Annotated in this window: 14 protein-coding genes; 10 read left to right on the top strand and 4 right to left on the bottom strand. The window is 69.7% G+C overall.

Annotation, left to right across the window (positions count from 1 at the left end):
• Positions 1–18: 18 nt before the first annotated feature.
• Both lpdA and J1M36_RS00930 read right to left on the bottom strand, forming a co-directional pair.
• Complete coding sequence (gene lpdA / locus J1M36_RS00935; RefSeq protein ID WP_064845175.1) at positions 19–1,386, bottom strand: dihydrolipoyl dehydrogenase; 1,368 nt, start codon at positions 1,384–1,386, stop codon at positions 19–21.
• 170 nt (positions 1,387–1,556) lie between these two features.
• Positions 1,557–3,080, bottom strand: a complete 1,524-nt coding sequence (locus J1M36_RS00930) for a leucyl aminopeptidase (protein ID WP_064845176.1) — start codon at positions 3,078–3,080, stop codon at positions 1,557–1,559.
• Positions 3,081–3,286: 206 nt separating this feature from the next.
• Here J1M36_RS00930 and J1M36_RS00925 point away from each other — a divergent pair, with 206 nt between their 5' ends.
• The 5 genes from J1M36_RS00925 to J1M36_RS00905 all read left to right on the top strand — a co-directional run bounded on the left by J1M36_RS00925 (position 3,287) and on the right by J1M36_RS00905 (position 9,762).
• Positions 3,287–4,216, top strand: a complete 930-nt coding sequence (locus J1M36_RS00925; protein WP_193519420.1) for a proteasome assembly chaperone family protein — start codon at positions 3,287–3,289, stop codon at positions 4,214–4,216.
• 58 nt (positions 4,217–4,274) lie between these two features.
• Positions 4,275–5,570: an MFS transporter gene (locus J1M36_RS00920; protein ID WP_206478348.1), complete on the top strand. Its 1,296-nt coding sequence runs from the start codon at positions 4,275–4,277 to the stop codon at positions 5,568–5,570.
• Between the two features lie 206 nt (positions 5,571–5,776).
• Positions 5,777–7,210: a DUF4192 family protein gene (locus tag J1M36_RS00915; RefSeq protein ID WP_206478347.1), complete on the top strand. Its 1,434-nt coding sequence runs from the start codon at positions 5,777–5,779 to the stop codon at positions 7,208–7,210.
• Between the two features lie 207 nt (positions 7,211–7,417).
• Positions 7,418–9,037 carry an RNA polymerase sigma factor gene (locus J1M36_RS00910; RefSeq protein ID WP_318541949.1) on the top strand — a complete coding sequence of 540 codons (1,620 nt, stop codon included), beginning with the start codon at positions 7,418–7,420 and terminating at the stop codon, positions 9,035–9,037.
• 8 nt (positions 9,038–9,045) lie between these two features.
• Complete coding sequence (locus J1M36_RS00905; RefSeq protein ID WP_241246687.1) at positions 9,046–9,762, top strand: class I SAM-dependent methyltransferase; 717 nt, start codon at positions 9,046–9,048, stop codon at positions 9,760–9,762.
• A 116-nt stretch (positions 9,763–9,878) separates the two neighbouring features.
• Here the strand turns inward: J1M36_RS00905 and J1M36_RS00900 are convergent, their stop codons facing one another.
• Positions 9,879–10,079, bottom strand: coding sequence for a hypothetical protein (locus J1M36_RS00900; RefSeq protein WP_035961388.1), 201 nt, complete (start codon positions 10,077–10,079; stop codon positions 9,879–9,881).
• Between the two features lie 228 nt (positions 10,080–10,307).
• Between J1M36_RS00900 and J1M36_RS00895 the strand changes: the two genes are divergently transcribed.
• On the top strand, positions 10,308–12,416 hold the full coding sequence (locus J1M36_RS00895) for a type IIA DNA topoisomerase subunit B (RefSeq protein WP_064847256.1): 2,109 nt from the start codon (positions 10,308–10,310) through the stop codon (positions 12,414–12,416).
• A 163-nt stretch (positions 12,417–12,579) separates the two neighbouring features.
• On the opposite strand, the gene J1M36_RS00890 is transcribed toward J1M36_RS00895, so the two are convergent.
• Positions 12,580–15,120: a DNA topoisomerase (ATP-hydrolyzing) gene (locus J1M36_RS00890; protein WP_206478345.1), complete on the bottom strand. Its 2,541-nt coding sequence runs from the start codon at positions 15,118–15,120 to the stop codon at positions 12,580–12,582.
• Between the two features lie 70 nt (positions 15,121–15,190).
• Here J1M36_RS00890 and J1M36_RS00885 point away from each other — a divergent pair, with 70 nt between their 5' ends.
• From J1M36_RS00885 to J1M36_RS00870, 4 genes are all read left to right on the top strand, one after another.
• A complete protein-coding gene (locus tag J1M36_RS00885) occupies positions 15,191–17,881 on the top strand; it encodes a GNAT family N-acetyltransferase (RefSeq protein WP_206478340.1) in 2,691 nt (896 codons plus the stop codon).
• A gap of 18 nt (positions 17,882–17,899) precedes the next feature.
• Positions 17,900–19,480, top strand: a complete 1,581-nt coding sequence (locus tag J1M36_RS00880) for a serine/threonine-protein kinase (RefSeq protein ID WP_206478336.1) — start codon at positions 17,900–17,902, stop codon at positions 19,478–19,480.
• 88 nt (positions 19,481–19,568) lie between these two features.
• Complete coding sequence (locus J1M36_RS00875) at positions 19,569–20,279, top strand: DUF5998 family protein (RefSeq protein ID WP_035961403.1); 711 nt, start codon at positions 19,569–19,571, stop codon at positions 20,277–20,279.
• Between the two features lie 71 nt (positions 20,280–20,350).
• Positions 20,351–21,421: an alkaline phosphatase family protein gene (locus J1M36_RS00870; protein ID WP_167319164.1), complete on the top strand. Its 1,071-nt coding sequence runs from the start codon at positions 20,351–20,353 to the stop codon at positions 21,419–21,421.
• Positions 21,422–21,633 lie beyond the last annotated feature (212 nt).

The raw sequence follows: 21,633 nt of genomic DNA, 5'->3' as shown, positions 1-21,633 counted from the left end.
GGCACCCGGTGCAGTGGATCAGCCGTGCAGCGGAGTGCCGGCCAATGCCATCGCTGCCTCACCGATGGCCTCGTTCTGGGTCGGGTGGGCGTGGACGAATGCCGCCACGTCCTCGGGGTAGGCCTCCCAGTTCACCATGAGCTGGCCTTCACCGATCTGCTCACTGATGCGGGTCCCGATCGCGTGGAACCCCACGATGGGTCCGTCCTTCTCGCGCACCAGCTTGATGATGCCGCCGGTGCCCAGGATGGAGCTCTTGCCGTTGCCAGCGAGGTTGTACTCGAAGGTCTCCACGTTGTCCTTGCCGAACTTCTCCTCCGCCTTGGGCTGGGAGTAGCCCACGGAGGCGATCTCGGGCTCGGTGAACGTGACCTTGGGGACGTTGATGTCCGGGACCACCACGGGGTTGAGCCCGGCGATCTCCTCGGCCACGAAGCGGCCCTGCTGGTAGCCGCGGTGGGCGAGCTGCACGCCGGGGACGATGTCACCGATCGCGTAGATGTTGGCCACGCCCGTGTGCAGGCGCTCGTCGGGGGTCACGAAACCGCGGTCCATGGGGATGCCCTGGTCCTCGAAGCCCATGCCCTCGGTGTTGGGGCCGCGGCCCACGGCCACCAGCACGATCTCGGCCTCGAATTCCTTGCCGTCCGCGAGGGTGACCTTGGCGCCGTCGTCGTTCTGCTCGACCTTCTCGAAGAACGTGCCCAGGTTGTACTTGATGCCGCGCTTCTTGAACTCGCGCTCAGCGATCTTCACGATGGCCGGGTCCTCGTTGGCCACGAGGTGGGGCAGACCCTCGATCACGGTCACGTCCACGCCGAAGGAGCGCCACATGGAGGCGAACTCGCAGCCGATCACGCCGCCGCCCAGCACGATCGCGGACTTGGGCACGAAGTCGATCTCGAGGGCCTCGGTGGAGGTCATCACGCGGCCGCCGATCTCGATGCCCAGGGTCTTGGAGAAGGAACCAGTGGCCAGGATGATGTGCTCACCCGTGTAGGTGGTGCCGTCCACGTCGATGGTGTTGGGGCCGGTGAGCTTGCCGTTGCCCTGGATCACGTCCACCTTGCGCATCTTCATGAGCCCGGTGAGACCCTTGTACTTGCCCTGCACGACCTTGTTCTTGTACTCGCGTACGGCCGCCATGTCGATGGACTCGAGGGAGGCCTTGATGCCGTACTTCTCCGACTCCCGGGCGCCTTCGGCGAGTTCGGCCGAGTGCAGGTACGCCTTGGTGGGGATGCAACCCCAGTGCAGGCACGTACCTCCCAGCTTCTCCTTCTCGATCAGCGCCACGCTGTAACCCAGCTGCACCGCGCGCAGTGCGGCGGAGTACCCGGCGGATCCTCCGCCCAGGACCAGAATGTCGTATTGGTTGTCGGCCACGTTGGCTCCCTCGGGGTTCGAGTTCTTGGTTTCTGATGCCCGCCCGGGTCCCGATCCTGGGTGTGTGTGGGGCGGTCACGGTTGGGGTCCAGCCTAACGCCACCCCGGGGGGCTCACCAGACATTGCATCCCGGTGGACCCCCGCAGCGTGGCGCACGACCGGGGAAAACCTACTCGGCGAGGTCCTGGGCCACCGCGAGCATGGTGCGCACCCCGAAGCCGGTCCCCTCCTTGGGTGTGTACCCCCAGGGCTGCGACTCGTTGAAGGAGGGGCCCGCGATGTCGATGTGCGCCCACGGGATCCGCCGGCCACGCTGCTCGGGGACGAACTCCCGCAGGAACAGCCCGGCCACGAGCATCCCGCCGTACTTGTCGCCCATGTTCTTCAGGTCCGCCACGAACGAGTCGAGGGACGGACGCAGGTGCTCGGGCAGCGGCATGGGCCACGCGGATTCGCCCGCGCGGGAAGCGGCGCGCACGACACGTTCGCGAGCGGCGTCGTCGCCCATGATGCCCGCGGTACGCACGCCGAGCGCGGCCATCTGCGCGCCCGTCAGGGTCGCGATGTCCAGCAACAGGTCCGGGTTCTCCTGGCCCGCGGCCCACAGCCCGTCCGCGAGCACCAGGCGGCCCTCGGCGTCCGTGTTCAACACCTCCACGGTGTGACCGCTGAACATGCTCAACACGTCACCCGGACGGGTCGCGGAGCCGGAGGGCAGGTTTTCGGCGAGGCACAGCCAGCCCGTCACGGTCACGGGCAACTGGAGCGCAGCGGCCGCGAGGACGGTGCTGAGCACCGCGGCGGCACCGGCCATGTCCGACTTCATGGTCATCATCGAGGCCGGCGGCTTCAACGACAGGCCGCCGGAGTCGAACGTAATGCCCTTGCCCACGAGCGCCACGTGCTTCTTGGCGCGGGCCGGGGACCACTGCAGCTTGACCAGGCGCGGCCCGTTCACGGAGCCCCGCCCCACGCCCAGCAGGCCGCCGTAACCGCCGCGGGTCAGTTCCTTCTCGGCGAGCACCTCGACCGAGACCTTCGTGCCCTTCGCGGCGGTGGTCGCCACGGCCGCGACGAACTCGGGGGTCGCGGTGTCGGGGGAGAGGTCCACGAGGGTGCGCGTCAGGCGCACGGCGCGCGCCACCTGGGCGGCCCGGATGACGGCGTCCTTCGCGGTCTTGCCGAGGTTCTTGGGTACGACCACGGTCGCCGCGCTCAGCGGAACGTCGGCCTCGGAGGCCGTGCGGGACTTCTGCGTGACGTAGTTGAACGCGCCCAGCCCGATCCCCTCGGCCACGGCCTGGACCTCGGTCTCGGAGGCCACGGGCAGCGCGAACACGGCGGTTTCGGCCGCCCCGCGCAGGGTCCGCGCCGCAGCACCGGCCGCTTGGCGCAGGTTCTCGCCACGCTCGTCGTCCTCACCACGGCCCAGTCCCGTGAACACGACGGACCGCGCGTCCACCTCGTCCGGGGCGGGCACCACGAGCACGCGGTCGAGCCCGCCGGAGACCCGGGCCCGTTCGGCGAGCTCCGTCAGACGACGCCGCACGCCCGCCTTGACGTCGCTCGGTACCGCGAGCTCGCCGTCGTGGCGTACCCCCAGCACGAGGGCGTCTGCGGAGGTGCCCAGGGGCTTGGTGCTGCTCTCGAGGCGTACCTCGTGGGTGGCCAGGATGTCCTGCGGAGTGGTCACTGTCGTGTCCTTTCACGGGTGGCTGACGACGATGCGGCGCGGTACGGATGGCCGCGGCGTGCGCGGCGTTCGTGTGGCGCGCACGACTCCGATCCTAGCCAGCACAGCCCCGGGGAAGCGGGGAATAGGCGGGGTCGCTCCGGGCGTTCCCTTCTCACGAGCGTCGGCGCCCCTGTGCCGCGCCCATGATTCGACGAGGAGGAAGTGTGCTGGATCCCACGGCCCTGTATCTGGGGAATCCCGCGTTGCTGGGAGACGAGCGATTGCGTGGGCTGCCCATGATCGTGGCGCTGTCCGGATACGTGGAGGCCGGCCACCTGGCCGGTCAGATCGAGGCCGTCATCCTCGACTCCATGCCGAGCGAGACCGTGGTCCGTTTCGACCTGGACCAGCTCTACGACTACCGCTCCCGGCGCCCCCACGTGAAGTTCTCGGAGGACCACTTCGAGGACTTCGAGGCGCCCGAGCTGAACCTGCATGTGGTCACCGACGGGCTGGATCGGCACTTCTTGTTGCTCACAGGACCCGAGCCGGACACCCAGTGGGAGCGGTTTAGCTCCGCCGTGGTGGGGCTCGCGCAACGACTGCGGGTGAGTCTCGTGGCGCTCGTGGGAGGGATCCCCATGCCCGTGCCGCACACGCGGCCCATCCTGGTGACCGCCCATGGTCCGCGTGCGGATCTGCTGCCCCGGATCGACGGCAACAAGCCCACGTTCGAGGTCAGCGCATCCGCCTCGCACCTGCTCGAACTGCGATTGCAGGAGGGTGGGATCGATCACGTGGGGTTGTCCGTGCACGTGCCGCAGTACCTCGCGGAGTCCTACCTTCCGCAGGCGGCCGTCGCGGCCCTCGAGTATCTCAGTGCCGTGACCGGGCGCACTCTGCCCACGGACGAGTTACGGGAGGCCTCCCGGGACGTGATCCGTCAGATCGACGCGCAGGCGAACTCCTCGCCCGAGGTCCAGGCTGTCATCCAGAACATGGAACGGCGATACGATGACGTGGTGGACGCGTCCGCCCGTCGTTCGATTCTCGCCGGGCCCGACGACGCCGACCTGCCCGACGCCGACGACCTCGGTGCCGCCGCGGAGGCGTTCCTGGCCGCGCAGAGCGACCCGGAGGACCACCGAGAGTAGGGCCCCGCACCCGGTATGCACGGGCCTCCGTCGCCGAGCCCGTAGGAGGCCCATCCGCATGCCCGAACCGGTTGCACCCCGTCCGTCCCGGTACAAGGACTCACCCACCGCATGGTTGATTTTCGCGGTGGGTGTTTTCGCGTACTTCTCCGCGGTCGCGCAGCGCACGAGTTTCGGCGTGGCCACGGTGGAGGCCGCCGACCGGTTCCAGACCGCGGCCTCGGGGCTGTCCCTGTTCTCCATGATGCAGGTGCTCGTCTATGCGGCACTACAGGTGCCCGTGGGGGTGCTCGTGGACCGGTTCGGCCCGCGCATCCTCATCACCGTGGGGGCCGTGGCCATGGCGGCGGGACAACTGCAATTGGCCGCGGCGCAGTCCGTGGCCGAGGGCGTGGTGGGTCGCATCCTCGTGGGCGCCGGCGACGCCGCCACGTTCGTGTGCGTCATGCGCTTGCTCCCCGTGTGGTTCTCCGCGCTGAAGGTACCCATGCTCACCCAGGTCGTGGGCATGACGGGCAACCTGGGCCAGCTCTTCTCCGTGATCCCGTTCGCGGCGTTGCTCCACGTGGTCGGCTGGGTGCCGTCCTTCGCGGTCATGGCGGCGATCGCCCTGCTCGCCGCGGTGCTCTCCGGCCTGTTCCTGCGCAGCAACCCGCCGGGCGCGCGTGAGCTCAACGACGCGATCTCCTTGGCGACCGTGCGCACCTCCATGGGGCAGGCCATCAAGGAACCGGGGACCCAGCTGGGCTTCTGGGTCCACTTCACCGTGCAGTTCGTGGGCAACACGTTCGCCCTCATGTGGGCGTACCCGTACCTGCAGAACGCACAGGGGCTGGACCCCACGCAGGCCTCCGCCGTGATGACCGTGTACGTGGTGTTCAACGTGGCGGTGGCGCCGGTGATCGGCAAACTCAGTGCGCGCTTCGCGCGCCGGCGCTCCACACTGTCCCTGGCATGCGTGCTCGTGAGCTGGGCCGGGTGGACGGCACTGCTCGTCTGGCCGGGCCACGCCCCCGCCGTGGTCGTCTACGTGGCCGTGTGCATGATCGCTCTGTCCCTGCCCGCGTCCATGCTGGCGTTCGACATCGTGCGCTCCTTCAACCCGCCGCAGCGCAACGGCACCGCCACGGGACTCGCCAACGTGGGCGGGTTCGCGGCGTCCCTGCTCGCGATCTACGTCACGGGGCTCGTGCTCGACCTGCTGTTCGGCGCCGGGATCACACCCACGCTGTACGACGCCGATGCGTTCCGTCCCGCGATCGCCGCCCAGGCCCTCGTGGCCCTCGTGGGCACGGTCGCGATCCTTCGCTGCACACGCAAGGTGCGCCGGGTGCGCGGCCCCGATTCCGTCTGACCCCTGGGTGAGTGGGAACCCGCGCCGCGCGTCCCATTACGGCTCCGGCTCGCCACGCCCTACCGCTCCACCGCCGACGGCACCCCACTTCGCCCACCGCGGCAAGCGCCCTCCACAGCACCGCCCCGGGGTGTGTCGGGAGCGAGCTCGTGCACATGCGCGCGGACCGACCCCACCGAGGGGCGTCCGGTCGCCAGGGTGGCGTCATGACCATTTCCCATGAAGCCGCCGACACCGTTCGCATCCGCAGCACCGAGGACCTCCTCGCGCTGATCCCTCATCAGGTGGGTCGCCAGCCCCGTAACACCTCGGTGCTGTTCTTCCCCGTGGCCGACAGCAGCGCCCTGTGCCTGAGCATGAACTCACCCACCGTGGAGACCGATCCGTACGAGCTCGGTGCGGAGCTCGCCGAGGTCCTCGCGCGTGTGCGTCACTGCGGGGAGGTGGTCGTGACGGTGTACTCGGACCAGGCCCTCGAGGGCGGGATGGATCGCGAGGCCGTGGCCGCGGCCCGGTGGGAGTGCGCCGTGGAACGGGCGGGACTCACCGTGTTACGCGCCCTCGTGGTGGGTCCGCAGCACTGGTGGGACCTCGCGGAACCGGACCGGGCGTTGCCCGTCGAGCTGATCCGGGACAGCGCGGTCAACGCCCAGATGATCGCACTGGGTAGCGCTGCCGAACCGGATGCGCCCGAGCACCATCCGCGGTGGCGGCACCGGTTCGCCCGGAGGGCACAGCATGTCACGCGTGCGTGGGAGCGACTGCGCACGGACGACGGCGATTCCGCACCTGCGCGGACCACGGTGCCGGGTCCGACGCCGCCCACCATCGACCCCGATCCGCGGCATCCGTTGACGGCGTGGCACCGCGCGGTGCGTTGCGTCCAGGCGGACAGGCAGCACTGGGTGGATGCCGTCCTGGGTCTGTCGGACGGACATCTCGCGCTGCTGATCGAGGGGGTGCACGACGACCTCGTCAGGGACGCGCTGCTGTACGCGTGGTTGAGCGGGAGCACCGCTCGGGCCGCGGCGGCGCTCGCAGGGTTGCGGGCCGCCATGGTGCGACTGGGCGGCGGCATCGCGGGGTCCGAGCCCTCGCAGGACGAGATCGACGAGGCCCTGCGCTGCGTGGTCGCGGTGGCCGGGGAATGGGACGGCCCGCCGGACTGGGACACCCTGGACGGTGCGTACCGGGTATTGCAGGTGCTGGACGGGATTCTGGGTGCGGGGCGCGACCCGCTCGCCGACCCTACCGGGATCGTGGCGGGCTCGCGGGAGTCGTTGGGTCCTCGAGACTTGTCGGGTTCCCGGGAGACGTCGGGTGACCGAGAGCCGTCAAGTGACCCAAACCCCTCGAGTGATCGGCAACCCTTGACCGCGGCTGCCGCGAGCGTCGTGGCCACCTTGGCGCAGCTCGAGGTGTACCGGGGTCGCGCCCACACGGCGTCGCGGTTGCTCGCACGCTGCGCGAACCGGGAGGGTGCCGCGGGGTCCGAACGATCCGTGATGCCCGGCCGTTCCGCGGCGGCCGACGTGGCGCACCGGTTGCGGCACCAGCCCACGCCGTGGTGGTGCGTGGACCGGCGTACCGCGTGGCCGGGCCGGGGCGTGTGGGAACGCGGTGCCTCGGACCAGGGGTGATGGGGGCACATCGCTAGAGGTAACGGGGGCGGGCAAAAACTTTTCACGGTGTGCGGGAACAAACTGCGAAGGGTCGGTGTTAGGGCGAATAAGGCCCTCAGAGTCTCGGCGGGACCTCGTGTCACCACGCCGGACTTGACAGGGTCATAGGTGTGTTGGCCGCTGATGCGGTGCGCACCCGTAGATCTGTCCAACGAAAGGTTCTCCGTGTCACCAGCTGCCAGCAAGACCGCGTCCGCTTCTCAGGCCTCCACGGCGCAGACGGACCCCGCTGAGACCACTTCTCAGGCAGGCACGGGCGGCGCTAGCACGAGTGGCGCTGCCAAGAAGCCCGCCGTGAAGCGGGCCGCCGCGGCCAAGAAGACTGTGGCGCGCAAGAGCACCGCCGCTAAGAAGACCGCTTCCGCCACACGGGGGACCGCCGCGGCGTCGTCGCAGACCACCGCTGCCACATCGGACGCGGCGGCGTCGAACGAGACAGACACCGCCGCGCCCGCGGCGAAGAAGACCGCCACCCGGAAGACCGCCGCCAAGAAGACGGCCGCAACCAAGACCGCGGCGACCAAGTCCACGACCCGCACCAAGACCACCGCGGACTCCGCGGAGGGCACCGCCAAGTCCACGGGCACCCGCAAGACCACCAAAACCGCCGCCAAGCCCGCCGCCAAGGCCCCCGCGGGCGGACGCGGTCGGAAGAAGGCGGATCCCGTCGAGGAGGCGCTCGCCGAGGACGAATTGGTGCCCGAGGACACCCCGGAGGACCTCGAGGACGAGGACACCCAGGAGTCCCAGCAGGCCTCAGTGGAGGAATCGGCCCCGCTCATGAAGGGCCGCCAGGACAAGAGTGCGCGCGGCTTCGTGCTGACCAACAACGACGACGACGACGCTCCCGCTCAGCAGGTGGTCGTCGCCGGTGCCACCGCGGACCCCGTCAAGGACTACCTCAAGCAGATCGGAAAGGTCGCGCTGCTCAACGCGGAGCAGGAGGTGGACCTGGCCCTGCGCATCGAGGCCGGGCTGTACGCCGAGCACAAGTTCGCGGACGAACAGGACTCCATGGACGCGGACACCCGCCGCGCCTACCGCTGGGTGATCCACGACGGCCGCCGCGCCAAGAACCACCTGCTCGAGGCCAACCTGCGCCTCGTGGTGTCCCTGGCCAAGCGCTACACGGGCCGCGGCATGCTGTTCCTGGACCTGATTCAGGAGGGCAACCTGGGCCTGATCCGCGCGGTCGAGAAGTTCGACTACACCAAGGGCTTCAAGTTCTCCACGTACGCCACGTGGTGGATCCGCCAAGCCATCACCCGCGCCATGGCGGACCAGGCCCGCACCATCCGCATCCCGGTGCACATGGTCGAGGTCATCAACAAGCTGGCCCGCGTGCAGCGCCAGATGCTGCAGGACCTGGGGCGCGAACCCACCCCGGAGGAGCTCGCCAACGAGCTCGACATGACCCCCGAGAAGGTCGTGGAGGTCCAGAAGTACGGTCGCGAACCCATTTCGTTGCACACGCCGCTCGGTGAGGACGGTGACTCCGAGTTCGGCGACCTGATCGAGGACTCCGAGGCCGTGGTCCCCGCGGACGCCGTGTCCTTCACGCTGCTGCAGGAGCAGTTGCACTCGGTGCTGGACACGCTCTCCGAACGCGAGGCCGGTGTGGTGGCCATGCGCTTCGGGCTCACGGACGGTCAGCCCAAGACCCTGGACGAAATCGGGAAGGTCTACGGCGTCACCCGTGAGCGGATTCGCCAGATAGAGTCCAAGACCATGTCCAAGCTGCGTCACCCGTCCCGCTCGCAGGTGCTGCGGGACTACCTGGACTGATGTCCTCGATGAACAAGAACGGTAAGCACTCCATGACCGAACGGGATACGAAGGTCCAGGGCATCTTCGACCGGATCACGGACTCCTACGACCGGATCAACACGCTGATGACCCTGGGTCGGCACGCCCAGTGGTGCCGCGAGGTGGCCCAGCGGGCGGCCGTGACGCCGGGCGGCCGGCTGCTGGACATCGCCACGGGCACGGGGGAGATCGCGCTGGCCGCGCGGCGTCGTGAACCCCGCGCCGAGATCACGGCGGTGGACTTCTCCGAGAACATGCTCGAGCGCGCCCGCACGAAGCCCGGCGCGGACGGCATCGCGTGGGAGTTCGCGGACGCCCACTCGCTGGAGTACGCGGACGAATCCTTCGACGCGGTGACCCACGGTTACCTGCTGCGCAACGTGAGCGACGTCCCGCGCGTACTCAGCGAACAGTTCCGTGTGCTCGCGCCCGGGGGGCGGGTGGTCGTCCTGGAGACGGCACCGCCCCGGGGGCTGCTCAAGCTCGCGGTCACCGCGGGGATGCGGATTGTGTTGCCCCTGCTAGGACGGGTGGTCGCCAAGGACAAGGACGCTTACTCCTACCTGGAGAGCTCCACCCTCGGATTCATGCAGCCCACGCAGGTCGCGCAGCTCATGCGCGAGGTCGGCTTCACGGACGTGGACTTCGAGACCAAGTACCTGGGCACCAACGTGATCCTGTGGGGCCGCAAGCCCGGCCCGTGAGGGACATATGATGTGAAGGACACATGACAAGGAAGGCGCGCATCCGAGGATGCGCGCCTTCCTTCGTGTCCGGGCGTTCCGGCGGGGGACCGGAACGCCGCGGGTGGGCCTGTCGCTCAGGCGCCGATGTGCTGCGTCTCGTCCTGCCACGTGGCGGCCAACGGGCGCAGCTTCTCCTCGTTCGCACGAGCGTGGTGGGCGCAAAACAGCAGCTCGCCACCGGTGGATTCGAGGACCACGCGGACGTATGCCTGGGCACCGCAGGCGTCGCAACGGTGGGTCGCGTTAAGTTCACGCGCTTCGAGTGTCGCGTTCATGGGATCCTCCTCACGGGGTACGGAATGCGACGGCGCTCATCTGAGCCGCCGCACGGCCATCAGGGGTGTCGCGCCCCGATCGCACGTACCAGTACAACCCACGCGTGCAGTCAATGCTTCCCACGAAGGCCCTGTTTCGCCCACCGCGCACAAACCCCGGGTGCCGACTACAGTGGGATGGTCCCGCACCGCCCGCGGGCCGCCCCCGAACCCCGGAGTAGCACCACCGTGACACCGTCCCGTTCCGAATACAACGCCCGCCACCTCTCCGTCCTGGAGGGCCTCGAGGCGGTACGCAAACGCCCGGGCATGTACATCGGCTCCACGGACTCGCGCGGTCTGATGCACTGCCTGTGGGAGATCATCGACAACTCCGTCGACGAGGCGCTCGCGGGGTACGGCCAGGACATCACGGTGATCCTGCACCGGGACGGGTGCGTGGAGGTCCATGACGACGGTCGCGGCATCCCCATCGACACCGAACCCCGCACGGGCCTCACGGGCGTGGAGGTCGTGTTCACCAAACTGCACGCCGGCGGCAAGTTCGGCGGCGGTTCGTACACGGCGTCGGGCGGGCTGCACGGCGTGGGTGCCTCGGTGGTCAATGCGCTGTCCGCGCGCCTGGACGTGCAGGTGGACCGTGGCGGCAAGACCTACCAGATGTCGTTCAAACGCGGTGAGCCCGGGACGTTCACGGACAAGGGGGCGCCGTCCCCGAGTGCACCGTTCGAGGCGTTCACGACCGACTCGCACCTGCAGGTCGTGGGCAGAGCCAAGCGCGGCGTCACCGGCACACGGATCCGCTACTGGGCCGACGATCAGATCTTCACCCCGGACGCGCGCTTCTCCACCGAGGAGCTCGTGCGCCGCGCCCGCCAGACCGCGTTCCTGATCCCCGGGCTGAAGATCACCGTGCAGGACGAACGCCGCCTGCCGGGTACACCGGGCGCGGACGGTCCCGTGGAGGAGGTCTTCCAGTACGACGGCGGGATCTCGGAGTTCGCGGAGTTCCTCGCCGCGGACGCGCCCGTCACCGACGTGTGGCGGCTGCAGGGGCAGGGCAGTTTCACCGAGCGGGTCCCTGTGCTCGACGAGTCCGGACACGCCCGGCTCACCGACGTGGATCGCACGTGCGAGGTGGACGTGGCCCTGCGCTGGGGCGTGGGGTACGACAGCACGGTGCGCTCGTTCGTCAACATCATCGCCACGCCCAAGGGTGGCACCCACTTAAGCGGTTTCGAAAATGCGCTGCTCAAGACCCTGCGCAAGCAGGTGGAGACCAACTCCCGCAAGCTCAAGGCGGGTAACGACAAGCTCGAGAAGGACGACGTCCTGGCCGGGCTCACCGCGGTACTCACGGTCCGGTTGGCCGAACCCCAGTTCGAGGGGCAGACCAAGGAGGTGCTGGGCACCCCTGCGGTGCGCCAGATCGTCGCTAAGGTCGTGGAGGCGGAGCTCACCAAGCAGCTGACTTCCAAGAAGCGGGACGACAGGGCCCAGGCCGGTCAGCTGCTCGAGAAGGTCGTCGCGGAGATGAAGTCCCGGATCTCGGCCCGAGTGCACAAGGAGACCCAGCGGCGCAAGAACGCGCTCGAGACGTCGTCGATGCCCACGAAACTCGTGGAGTGCCGTTCCGCGGACGTGGACCGCTCGGAGCTGTTCATCGTGGAGGGCGACTCTGCGCTCGGCACCGCCCGGCTCGCCCGCAACTCCAACTACCAAGCGCTGTTGCCGATCCGCGGCAAGATCCTGAACGTGCAGAAGGCCTCGATCACGGACATGCTCGCGAACGCCGAGTGCGCGGCCCTGATCCAGGTAATCGGGGCCGGGTCGGGTCGCAGCTTCGACCTGGACGCCGCCCGCTACGGCAAGGTCATCATGATGACGGACGCGGACGTGGACGGCGCCCACATCCGCACCCTGTTGCTCACGCTCTTCTACCGTTACATGCGCCCGCTCGTGGAGGCCGGACGGGTCTACGCCGCGGTGCCCCCGCTGCACCGGGTGCAGATCGTCAACCCGGGCTCCAAGCCCAACGAGATGGTCTACACGTATTCGGAGCGCGAACTCGACACGCTGCTGGGCAGCCTCGAAGAGCAGGATCGTCGGTACAAGGAGCCCATCCAGCGCTACAAGGGCCTGGGGGAGATGGACGCCGATCAGCTCGCGGAGACCACGATGGACATCCGCCACCGTGTCCTGCGGCGCGTGCGCGTGTCCGACGCCGAGGCCGCCGAGCGCGCGTTCTCCCTGCTCATGGGCTCGCAGGTGGCCCCACGCAAGGACTTCATCGTGGCCGGTGCCGCCCAGCTCAACCAGGAGCAGATCGACGCCTGAGCGCCTCAGGTGGTGTGCTCGGGCAGCGGCGCCGTCTCACGCGCCGGGCGGCGCGACGCCCCGGACGGTCGGTCGTCCGCGGGTGACGCCGCCGTCGCCCCGTGCGCGGGTCGGTCGCCGACCGTCGCCGATCCATCCTCCTCCGCGGCGCCCGGTCCGCGGGTCATTCGTCCTCCGCGGCTGACTCCCCATTCGTCGTGGTCCCCGGCACGGGGAGACCTCTGAGCGCGGGTCCCACGGCTGCGACCGCACGGTCGATGCCCACACCGGAACCGTCCCGGCGCCCATACTCCACGGGGAGCGATCGCGCGACGCCCGCCGCGGACACGGCCTTGCCCGGCCCGTGGCCGACCCACGCCAGGGTCAACCCGGTCTCACCCGCGAGTAGTCGCTGGGCCCGCACACCGGCGGTCGCGCGGCCCTTGGCGGGGAATTCCGAGAGCGGGGTGACCTTCACGGACGCCTCGCCCATCTCGGGCAGCTGACCGTCACTGCGGGCCTGGGTGACCACCACGGTGGACTCGCTCGGTGCCACCGCCCCGAAGAAGATCACGTGCTCGTCCGCCGCGAGTTTCATCCCGGCCACGCCACCGGCCGTTCGGCCCTGGGGGCGCACCGCGGATGCGGGGAAGTGCAGCAGCTTGGCGTCCGAGGAGACCAACACGAGTTCCGCGTCGACCGGCGCGGCACCCACACCCACCACCGAGTCCCCGTCCTTGAGCTTGATCGCGGGCCACTGGTCCAGGTTCAGCGGGTAGTCGGGGTTCACGCGTTTGACCACGCCGTCCGCGGTCCCAATCGCGAACACGGCATTGCTGGGCACGAGTCCCACGAGCGTCTCGTTCTTGTCCAGACCCAGGAAGTCCGCGGCGGGCACGCCGTCCGCGAGGCGGGGAACGCCGTCGAACTCCTGCAGCACGGGCACGTCCACGCACGAGACGCGCAGCATCCGGCCCGTGGACGTGATCGCGGCGATCTCACCGCGCGCCGTCGAGGGCACCACGCTCGTCAGGGCGTCGTGCTTGAAGCGCCGGGAGCCATCCGCGAGCGGGGTGCGCACGGCACTGCGGGCGATCCGCCCGGTCGTGGACAGGAACACCCAGCACGGGTCGTCGCTGATCTCGAGCGCCACGGACGGTGCCGCGTTCTTCTTCCCGCGCGCGTTCTCCGCGGTGACCGCGGGCAGGTCCTCGGCCTCGAGCAGCACGGTGCGCCGCTCGTCACCGAACTTCTCCGCGGTCTCGGTGAGCTCGTCCGCGACGACGCCGCGCAGCGCGCTCTCCGAGCCCAGGATCGCCTCGAGTTCGGCGATCTCCCGCTGCAGGGTGTCCCGCTCGGCCTCGAGCTCGATCCGGGAGAACTTGGTCAGCTGACGCAACCGCAGTTCCAGGATGTGCTCGGACTGCGCGCGGGAGAGGTCGAAGACCGCGATCAACCGGTCCCGGGCCTCGGCCGTCTCCTCGGAGGAACGGATGATCTGGATGACCTCGTCGATGTCGAGGATCGCGATCAGCAACCCCTCCACGAGGTGCAACCGGTTCTGCCGCTTGGCCAGGCGGAACGCGGTGCGCCGGCGCACGACACTGATCCGGTGGTCGCTGTAGACCCGCAACAGCTCGAGCAGCCCCATGGTGCGGGGCTGACCCTCCACGAGAGCCACGTTGTTGATCCCGAAGGACTCCTCGAGCGGTGTGTGCTTGTACAGCTGCGCGAGCACGGCCTGCGGGTTGAACCCGTTCTTGAGCTCGATGACCAGGCGCAGCCCGTTGGTGCGGTCGGTGAGGTCCACGACGTCCGAGATCCCGGCGAGCTTCTTGGCCTGGACCGCGTCCTTGATCTTCTCGGTGACCTTCTCGGGGCCCACCATGTACGGCAGCTCGGTCACCACGATGCCCTGCTTGCGGGGCGAGACCTGTTCCACGGAGACCGTGGCGCGCGTGCGGAACGAACCCCGCCCGGTGCGGTAGGCGTCCCGCACGCCCTCGAGGCCCACGATCCGACCGCCGGAGGGCAGGTCCGGACCGGGGATGAACCGCATGAGTTCCTCGAGCGTGGCCTCGGGGTTCAGGATGAGGTGCCGGGCCCCGGCCGCGACCTCGCGCATGTTGTGCGGTGCCATGTTCGTGGCCATGCCCACCGCAATCCCGGTGGCCCCGTTGACGAGCAGGTTGGGGTACGCGGCCGGCAGCACCGCGGGCTGCTGGAACTGGTTGTCGTAGTTGGGCCCGAAGTCCACGACGTCCTCGTCGAGGTCACCCGTGAGCGTGCGCGCGGCCGGGGCCATCCGGGCCTCCGTGTAGCGCGGGGCCGCCGGACCGTCGTCGAGCGACCCGAAGTTGCCGTGCCCGTCCACGAGTGGCACGCGCATCGCGAAGGACTGCGCCATGCGGACCATGGCGTCGTAGATCGCGGCGTCACCGTGGGGGTGCAGCTTGCCCATGACCTCGCCCACCACGCGCGCACTCTTGACGTGGCCGCGGTCCGGGCGCAGGCCCATCTGGTCCATCATGAACAGGATCCGCCGCTGCACGGGCTTGAGACCGTCCCGGGCGTCCGGCAGCGCGCGGGAGTAGATCACGGAGTAGGAGTACTCCAGGAAGCTCGTCTCCATCTCCTGCGTGACGTCCACGTCCACGATGTGCTCGGTGAAGTCCTTGGGCAGTTCGTCCTGGGGAGAACGCGTGGCTGAGCGGCGACGAGCCATCGAGGGGTAACTCCTTGAAATCAGGGCGTGCTCCTGTGACCGGAGCAGGCGGTTGGCTACTCTGAAGTCTATGGGTACCACCGACGACGCCGCGCCGCAGCAGACCTACCCCGAGTACTGGGAGGCGGACGTCATCCTGCGCGACGGCGCCACCGCGCACCTGCGCCCCATCAGCCCCGAGGACCAGGACCTGCTCCAGGAGTTCCACTCCGGGCAGTCCGAGGACAGCATCTACCTGCGGTTCTTCTCCTACAAACCGACCCTGTCCCAGCGGGAACTGGACCGCTTCTCCACGGTGGACCACCGGGACCGCGTGTGCTTCGTGCTGATCCTGGGGGAGCGGATGATTGGTGTGGGCCGCTACGACCGCACCACGCAGCGCTCGGCGGAGGTCGCATTCATGATCTCCGATCACCACCAGGGGCGGGGAATCGGGTCCATCCTGTTGGAGCACCTGGCCGCCGCCGCCCGCGAGAACGGGATCGACCGCTTCACCGCGGAGGTGCTGCCCGAGAACCGCAAGATGCTCCACGTCTTCGTGGAGGCCGGCTACGACGTCTCCCGTCAGTTCGAGGACGGCGTGGTGGTCGTGGACTTCGACATCGACCCCACCGAGAAGTCGCTCGCGGTGATGGCCGCGCGCGAGCACCGCGCGGAGGCCCGGTCCATCACGGACCTGCTGACACCGGCCACCGTGGCGGTCGTGGGGGCGTCCGCGAACCGGGACCACGCGGGGTTCCACGCGGTCGAGGGCATCCTCACGGGCGGGTACACGGGCACGCTCTACGGCGTAGGTCATTCCCCGTACGAGCGCGAAGGGCTGCACTTCGTCTCGTCCCTCGACGAGATCGAGGGCACCGTGGACCTCGCGGTGATCGCGGTGCCGCGCGAATCGGTGGAGGAGACCGTGACGCAGTGCGGTAGGGCGGGAGTGCGCGCCGTCGTCGTGATGACGGGCGGTTACGCCGAGGACGGTGCGGAGGGCGCGGCCGCCCAGCGCCGCCTGGTGCGGATCGCCCGCGCCGCGGGGATGCGCGTGGTGGGCCCAGCGAGCCTGGGTCTGTTCACGACCGATCCGGAGGTCTCGCTCAACGCGTCCGTTCTGCCCCAGTTGCCGCGCCGCGGAGGACTGGGACTGTTCTCCCAATCCGGGGCGATCGGCACCATGCTCTACGGTGCCGCGCAGCGCCACGGCGTGGGGATGTCCAGCTACCTCTCGGCGGGGAACCGCGCGGACGTCTCCGGCAACGACCTCATGCAGTACTGGGAGGACGACCCCGCCACCACGGTGTGCGGTCTCTACCTGCAGTCGGTGGGCAACCCGCGCAAGTTCTCGCGCATTGCGCGCAGGCTCTCGCTGAGCAAGCCCGTGATCGTCGCGAAGTCCGAGGTCACCGGCCTGCGGCTCCCGCCGGGCCACACGGGTCGGGTCACCCAGGCCCCAACCGGCGCGCTCGACGCGATGTTTCGCCAGGCCGGGGTGATCCGTGCGACCACGGCCGAGCAGTTGCTCGACATCGCCGCGATCGCGGAGAGCCAGCCGCTGCCCGCCTCCCCGCGCGTGGCCGTGGTCTCGAACGCGCTCGCGCTCGCGCAGCTCGCCGAGGACACGGCCCTGCGCCTACGGCTCGACCCCGCCGTCGTGGACGGCACCGTGGACACCTCCAACGGGCCCGAGCGGGCGCACGAGGCCGTCCTGGACGCCGTGCGCGCTCAGCTCTCGTCGGATGCGGTCGACAGCGTCGTGCTCGTGCTCATGCCCGTGCGCGGCCTGGACACCGCGACGCTCGCGAGCGACGTCGCCCGGGCCGCGCGCGACGCCGACCGAACGACCGTGGTCGTATTCACGGGTCAGCACGGCCCCGAGGCCATGACCACGTCCGTGCACACCGCGGACGACGCCGCCCTGCCGTGCTTCGATTCGCCCGGCGCCGCCCTGCGCGCGCTCGCGAGCGTCGTGGACTACATGACATGGCGCTCGCAGGACCAGGGCGTGATGGTGTCGCCCGAGGAGTTCGATTCCGACGGCGTCGAGAAGTTCCTGGAACGGCTGCGCGAGAAGATCAGCGGGGACGCGCTCTACGAACTGGAGATCGCCGAGCGCAACGAGCTGCTGGGTCTCGCGGGGATCCGCGTGCTCGAGTCCGTGCGGTTCACGGACCCGGAGGCCGCGTACGCCGCCGCCGAACGGCTCGGCTACCCCGTGGCCCTGAAGTCCACGGACCCGTTCCTGCGCCACCGCCTGGACCTGGGTGGCGTGGTGCTCAACATCGCGAACGCGGACCAACTGGGTGCCGCGATCGAGACCATGAAGCGCACGCTCGCGGGCTGGAACGCGAGCGATTTCGAGGTGCAGTCCATGGCGCCCACGGGTCAGACCGTGGTGGTGCGCGCCGCGGAGGACCCACTCATCGGTCCCGTCCTGTCCTTCGGGATGGCCGGGGACGCCGTGCACCTGCTGGACGACTGGGCCCACCGCGTGCCCCCGCTGACCGACCGGGACATCACTCGCATGGTGCGCGCGCCCAAGGCCGCGCGGAAACTGTTCGGCTACCAGGGCGTCCCGCCCGTGGACACCACCGGATTGGAGCAGCTGATCAACCATGTGGCCTTTCTCAAGGATCGCTTCCCCGAGATCGCGTTCCTGGAACTGAACCCGGTCGTGCTCTCCGGATCCGTCGTCACGGTGCTCTCTGCCGCGGTCAAGATCGGGGACCCGGGACAACGCACGGACAGTGCCCGGCGCGCCATGCTGGGCTAGCACGGGACCGCGAACCGAGTGCGGGACACGATAGCCGGACGCTTCGAACTGCTGACACCCATCGCCGAGGGTGGCAGCGGGGCCGTGTGGCGAGCCCACGACCTGCGCCGGGGCAGGGAATGCGCGGCCAAGGTGTTGCGGCAGCGTGATTCGGCGGAGCTGTTGCGCTTCGTGCGGGAACAGTCCGTGGACCTCGAGCACCCGCACGTCGTGGCTCCGTACGGCTGGGCCGCGGAGGACGAACACGTGGCCATCGCCATGGAGCTCGTGTCCGGGGGCACCCTCGAGGCCGCGCTGCAGGACAACGGTCCCGTGGCGGACTGGCTCGCGGAGGAGCTGATGTGTCAGCTGCTCGAGGCACTGCGCTTCGTCCACGAGCACGGCTGGGTGCACCGGGACGTCAAGCCCGCCAACGTGCTGCTCGAACCCACGGGTTCGGGGACCCCCGTGGCCCGGCTCGCGGACTTCGGGATCGCCGTGCGCGTGACCGATGCGCGCCTCACGCACGCCGGCACCGTGGTGGGTACCCCCGGGTACCTGCCGACCGAGGCGTACGCCCCGGGGAATCCGTCTCGCACCATGGACCTTTATGCGGCCGGGGTCACGGCGGTGCGCATGGTCCTGCCCGAGGTGGATCTCAGTGGCGACCCCTTGCGCCCGGAGGACGTGGCCCGCCTCGGCTTGTTCGGGGGTTCCCCGCTGTTACACGCGGGCGTGGCCGGACTGCTCAGCATCGTGCCCGCGGAGCGCACGCGCGCCGCCGACCAGCTGCTCGCGAGTCTCACGGCCACGGCGGCCGCCCGCCGGGACCGGCCCAGCGAGACGGTGGATGGCGAGCCGTTCGAGGTCTTCGACGTCCTGGAACCCACCACGGAGCGTGAGCTGTCCCCGGTGCTCGACGCCGCGCGGTTACCTCCCGGGGCGGGCGGGACCACGGAGGCGCCCATCGCGTGGCACGCGGTGCACCGGAAGGTGATCGCCGGGGGTGAGCACCGGCCCATGGCCGAGCGCGGCGGTGACCGGTTGCGCCCCTTCGCCCCCGTGAACGAGGTGACCGCTGCGCACGCGATCGGAACCGGTGCCGGGCAGGACACGACCGAGTGGCTGAACCCCGTGGAGGGCGCGCCCGCGATGCTCGAAAGGCACCCCGTGGGCACCTCGGGAGGGGCGAGCGCCCCGGACCGGTCCGAGGAGATCACGATCGTGGATCCTGCGGGCTTCACGGGCGTGAACCCCGCCGGTATCACTGCCGTGGGTACCGCAACCGGCCTGGCTGCCAGAGGGCGAGAAGCGGACACGGGAGCCGGCGGCGTCGTGGACCCGGGTGGCACGGCGGACGAACGGGAGCCGCACTCTCGGCGAGCGGTCCGCTGGCCGTGGTGGGTCCTAGCGCTCACGCTCGCGCTCCTGGCCCTCGCCGCGGGGTACCTGTGGCTCGGCCCCGTGCTGGTGCAGTGGGGCGGTGATCCGTCACCGGCGCAGACACCGGCCCCCACCATCTCTCCCACGAGGGACCCGGAACCGGCGCCCACCACGGACGTGACCCCGATCTGTTCGAAGCTCGAAGACGGCACGGTTTCGTGCGTGGTGGCCCCGTGAGGCGCCGGGCAGCGGAGGGTTGCGCCGTGTGCCGGACCGCGAAGGGTCGCAATGTGCCCCGGGCGGCGCGGTGGAGGACAATGGCGCCATGACATACTCAGCACCCGATGGATCGCGCCTGGTCCAGGACATCGAGAAGGCGGGTTTCTATCCGCAACTGGTCACGGACGTGGTCATGGACTCCCTGGACGGGCGGCGCCCGGTGTCCCACCTGGTGCAGTTGGAAACCCATTTCACCAACACGGAGTTGCACCGGCACATCACGGCCCTCGTGCTCGCGGAGGACGTCCTGCACATCACGCACGTGGACGACCAACAGTATGACGAGAACGGTTCGGACACCGTGGCTCGGGTCTCGTCCGAGACCGTGCCGATCTCCCAGATCCGCTCGGTCACGCTGAGTTACGCGTACCACCAGCCGCAGAACTACGTCCCGGGCACCGCGATCATGGAGCTGAACCTGGCCGTGAGCTGGACCGGGACCCAACAGCTCGAGCTGTATCCCGCGATGTGCGAGGACCCCGAGTGCCAGGCGGACCACGGTTACACGGGCACTGCCGCGAGCGAGGACGTGGTCATGCGCATCAGCTCCGAGGCGGACGGGCAGGAGGCCGTGGAGGGCGCTCGCGAGTTCGCGCGCACGCTGCGCCGGGCCAATGTGGCACCGCTGACGGATTCCGGTGCGCAGATCGCGCAGTCCCCGCCGCAGCACCCCACCGCGGCCCGTCCCGAACCGCCGGCACCGCGACCGCGGTTCGGTCACCGGTTCAACGGCCGCGATTCGGGGCGCAACGCGTGAATGTGGAGGATCCCGCCGCCCCGGAGCTGCCGCGTGCGCCGCGTTACGGTTCGCACAGCGTCGCGGAGGTCATGGGTTCCGCGGCCGCGGCCCTGGGCGTCCCCGGTTTCCGCAACGCCCTCAGCTTGCCGTCCGCGCAACGCTATGTGGTGGTGCTCGTGGACGGTCTCGGCTCGCGCTTGCTGAGGGAGACGGCGAGCTACGCGCCCACCCTGCGCGCGGCCCAGTCACTTGGTGAGCTCGACGCCGCGTTCCCCACGACCACGTCCGTCTCGCTCTCGTGCCTGGGCACCGGAGCCACACCGGGGCGTCACGGCATGCTCGGCTACGACGTCGTGGACCCCGCCTCCGACCGCGTGGTCAACATGCTCGGCAACTGGCCCTCGGACGTGGACCCGCTTGCCTGGCAACCCGAGCCCACGGTCCTGGAACGCGCCGCGCAGCACGCGGACGCCGTGACGGTGAGCTCACCACGCTTCGAGTCCTCCGCCCTTACGAGGGCCGTGCTGCGTGGTGGCCGTTTCGTGGGCGCCCACGGTGTGTACGCCCGCACCGCGCGCACCCTCGAGCAACTGCGGGAGGGCAGGCACGGGCTCGTGTACTTCTACTGGGACGAGCTGGACAAGACCGGTCACAAAGCGGGGTGGCGTTCGGACGACTGGTTACGCTCCCTCGAGGAACTTGATTCCGCGCTCAAGCGGCTCGTGACCAAATTGCCCGCCAACACCCGGGTGATCCTCACCGCGGACCATGGCATGGTGGACGTGGCCCCCGAGCACCGCGTGGACTACAGCGCGGTCCCCGAGCTCATGGCCGGGGTGCGGCTCACCGCGGGTGAGCCCCGGGCGGTACAGCTGCACACGGACGCGGACACCGATCCGGAAGAACTGGCAAGCCGTTGGAGCGCGCACTACGGGGACGTCGTGTGGGTGGCCACCAAGCAGCACCTTGCGGCGCACGGGTACTTCGGCCCCGAGCCGGATCAAGGATTGCTCGAACGAGCAGGCGACGTGTGGGTGCTGGCCCGCGAGGACATCGCCCTGTACGACGTCTCCCGGCAGGGAACCCGGCCCCTGGCCATGGTGGGCCAGCACGGGTCGCTCACCGACCAGGAGAGGTTTGTCCCTTCCCTGGTGTGGTGATCGGCGCGGGCTTAGTCCCCTTCTGCGCGGGGTCCGGATCGACGGTCGGCGCCGCCGGCCGCGTGGGCGCCGGTGGTTGGGGCGGCCGAGGTGCGCGGGTCGGTTCCGGTGCCTGGCTCTTCGTGGGCTCGGGCGTAGCCGTGGACGGAACGGGCCGAGGGGTGCTCGTGGGAGCCGGGGGTACCGGCGCGACGGGCGGTGCGGGAGTGACC

This window comes from Kocuria sp. KRD140 (genome assembly GCF_017168375.1).
GTDB lineage: Bacteria > Actinomycetota > Actinomycetes > Actinomycetales > Micrococcaceae > Kocuria > Kocuria marina.
Note: the sequence above shows the minus strand (reverse complement) of the source record. Positions and strands in the feature narration are given on the sequence as shown.

Bases quoted from the DNA above. Each gene is read 5' to 3' on its own strand.
- J1M36_RS00920 (WP_206478348.1), top strand. From the start codon at position 4,275: ATGCCCGAACCGGTTGCACCCCGTCCGTCCCGGTACAAGGACTCACCC.
- J1M36_RS00915 (WP_206478347.1), top strand. From the start codon at position 5,777: ATGACCATTTCCCATGAAGCCGCCGACACCGTTCGCATCCGCAGCACC.
- J1M36_RS00905 (WP_241246687.1), top strand. From the start codon at position 9,046: ATGAACAAGAACGGTAAGCACTCCATGACCGAACGGGATACGAAGGTC.
- J1M36_RS00900 (WP_035961388.1), bottom strand. From the start codon at position 10,079: ATGAACGCGACACTCGAAGCGCGTGAACTTAACGCGACCCACCGTTGC.
- J1M36_RS00890 (WP_206478345.1), bottom strand. From the start codon at position 15,120: ATGGCTCGTCGCCGCTCAGCCACGCGTTCTCCCCAGGACGAACTGCCC.
- J1M36_RS00885 (WP_206478340.1), top strand. From the start codon at position 15,191: ATGGGTACCACCGACGACGCCGCGCCGCAGCAGACCTACCCCGAGTAC.
- J1M36_RS00875 (WP_035961403.1), top strand. From the start codon at position 19,569: ATGACATACTCAGCACCCGATGGATCGCGCCTGGTCCAGGACATCGAG.
- J1M36_RS00870 (WP_167319164.1), top strand. From the start codon at position 20,351: ATGGGTTCCGCGGCCGCGGCCCTGGGCGTCCCCGGTTTCCGCAACGCC.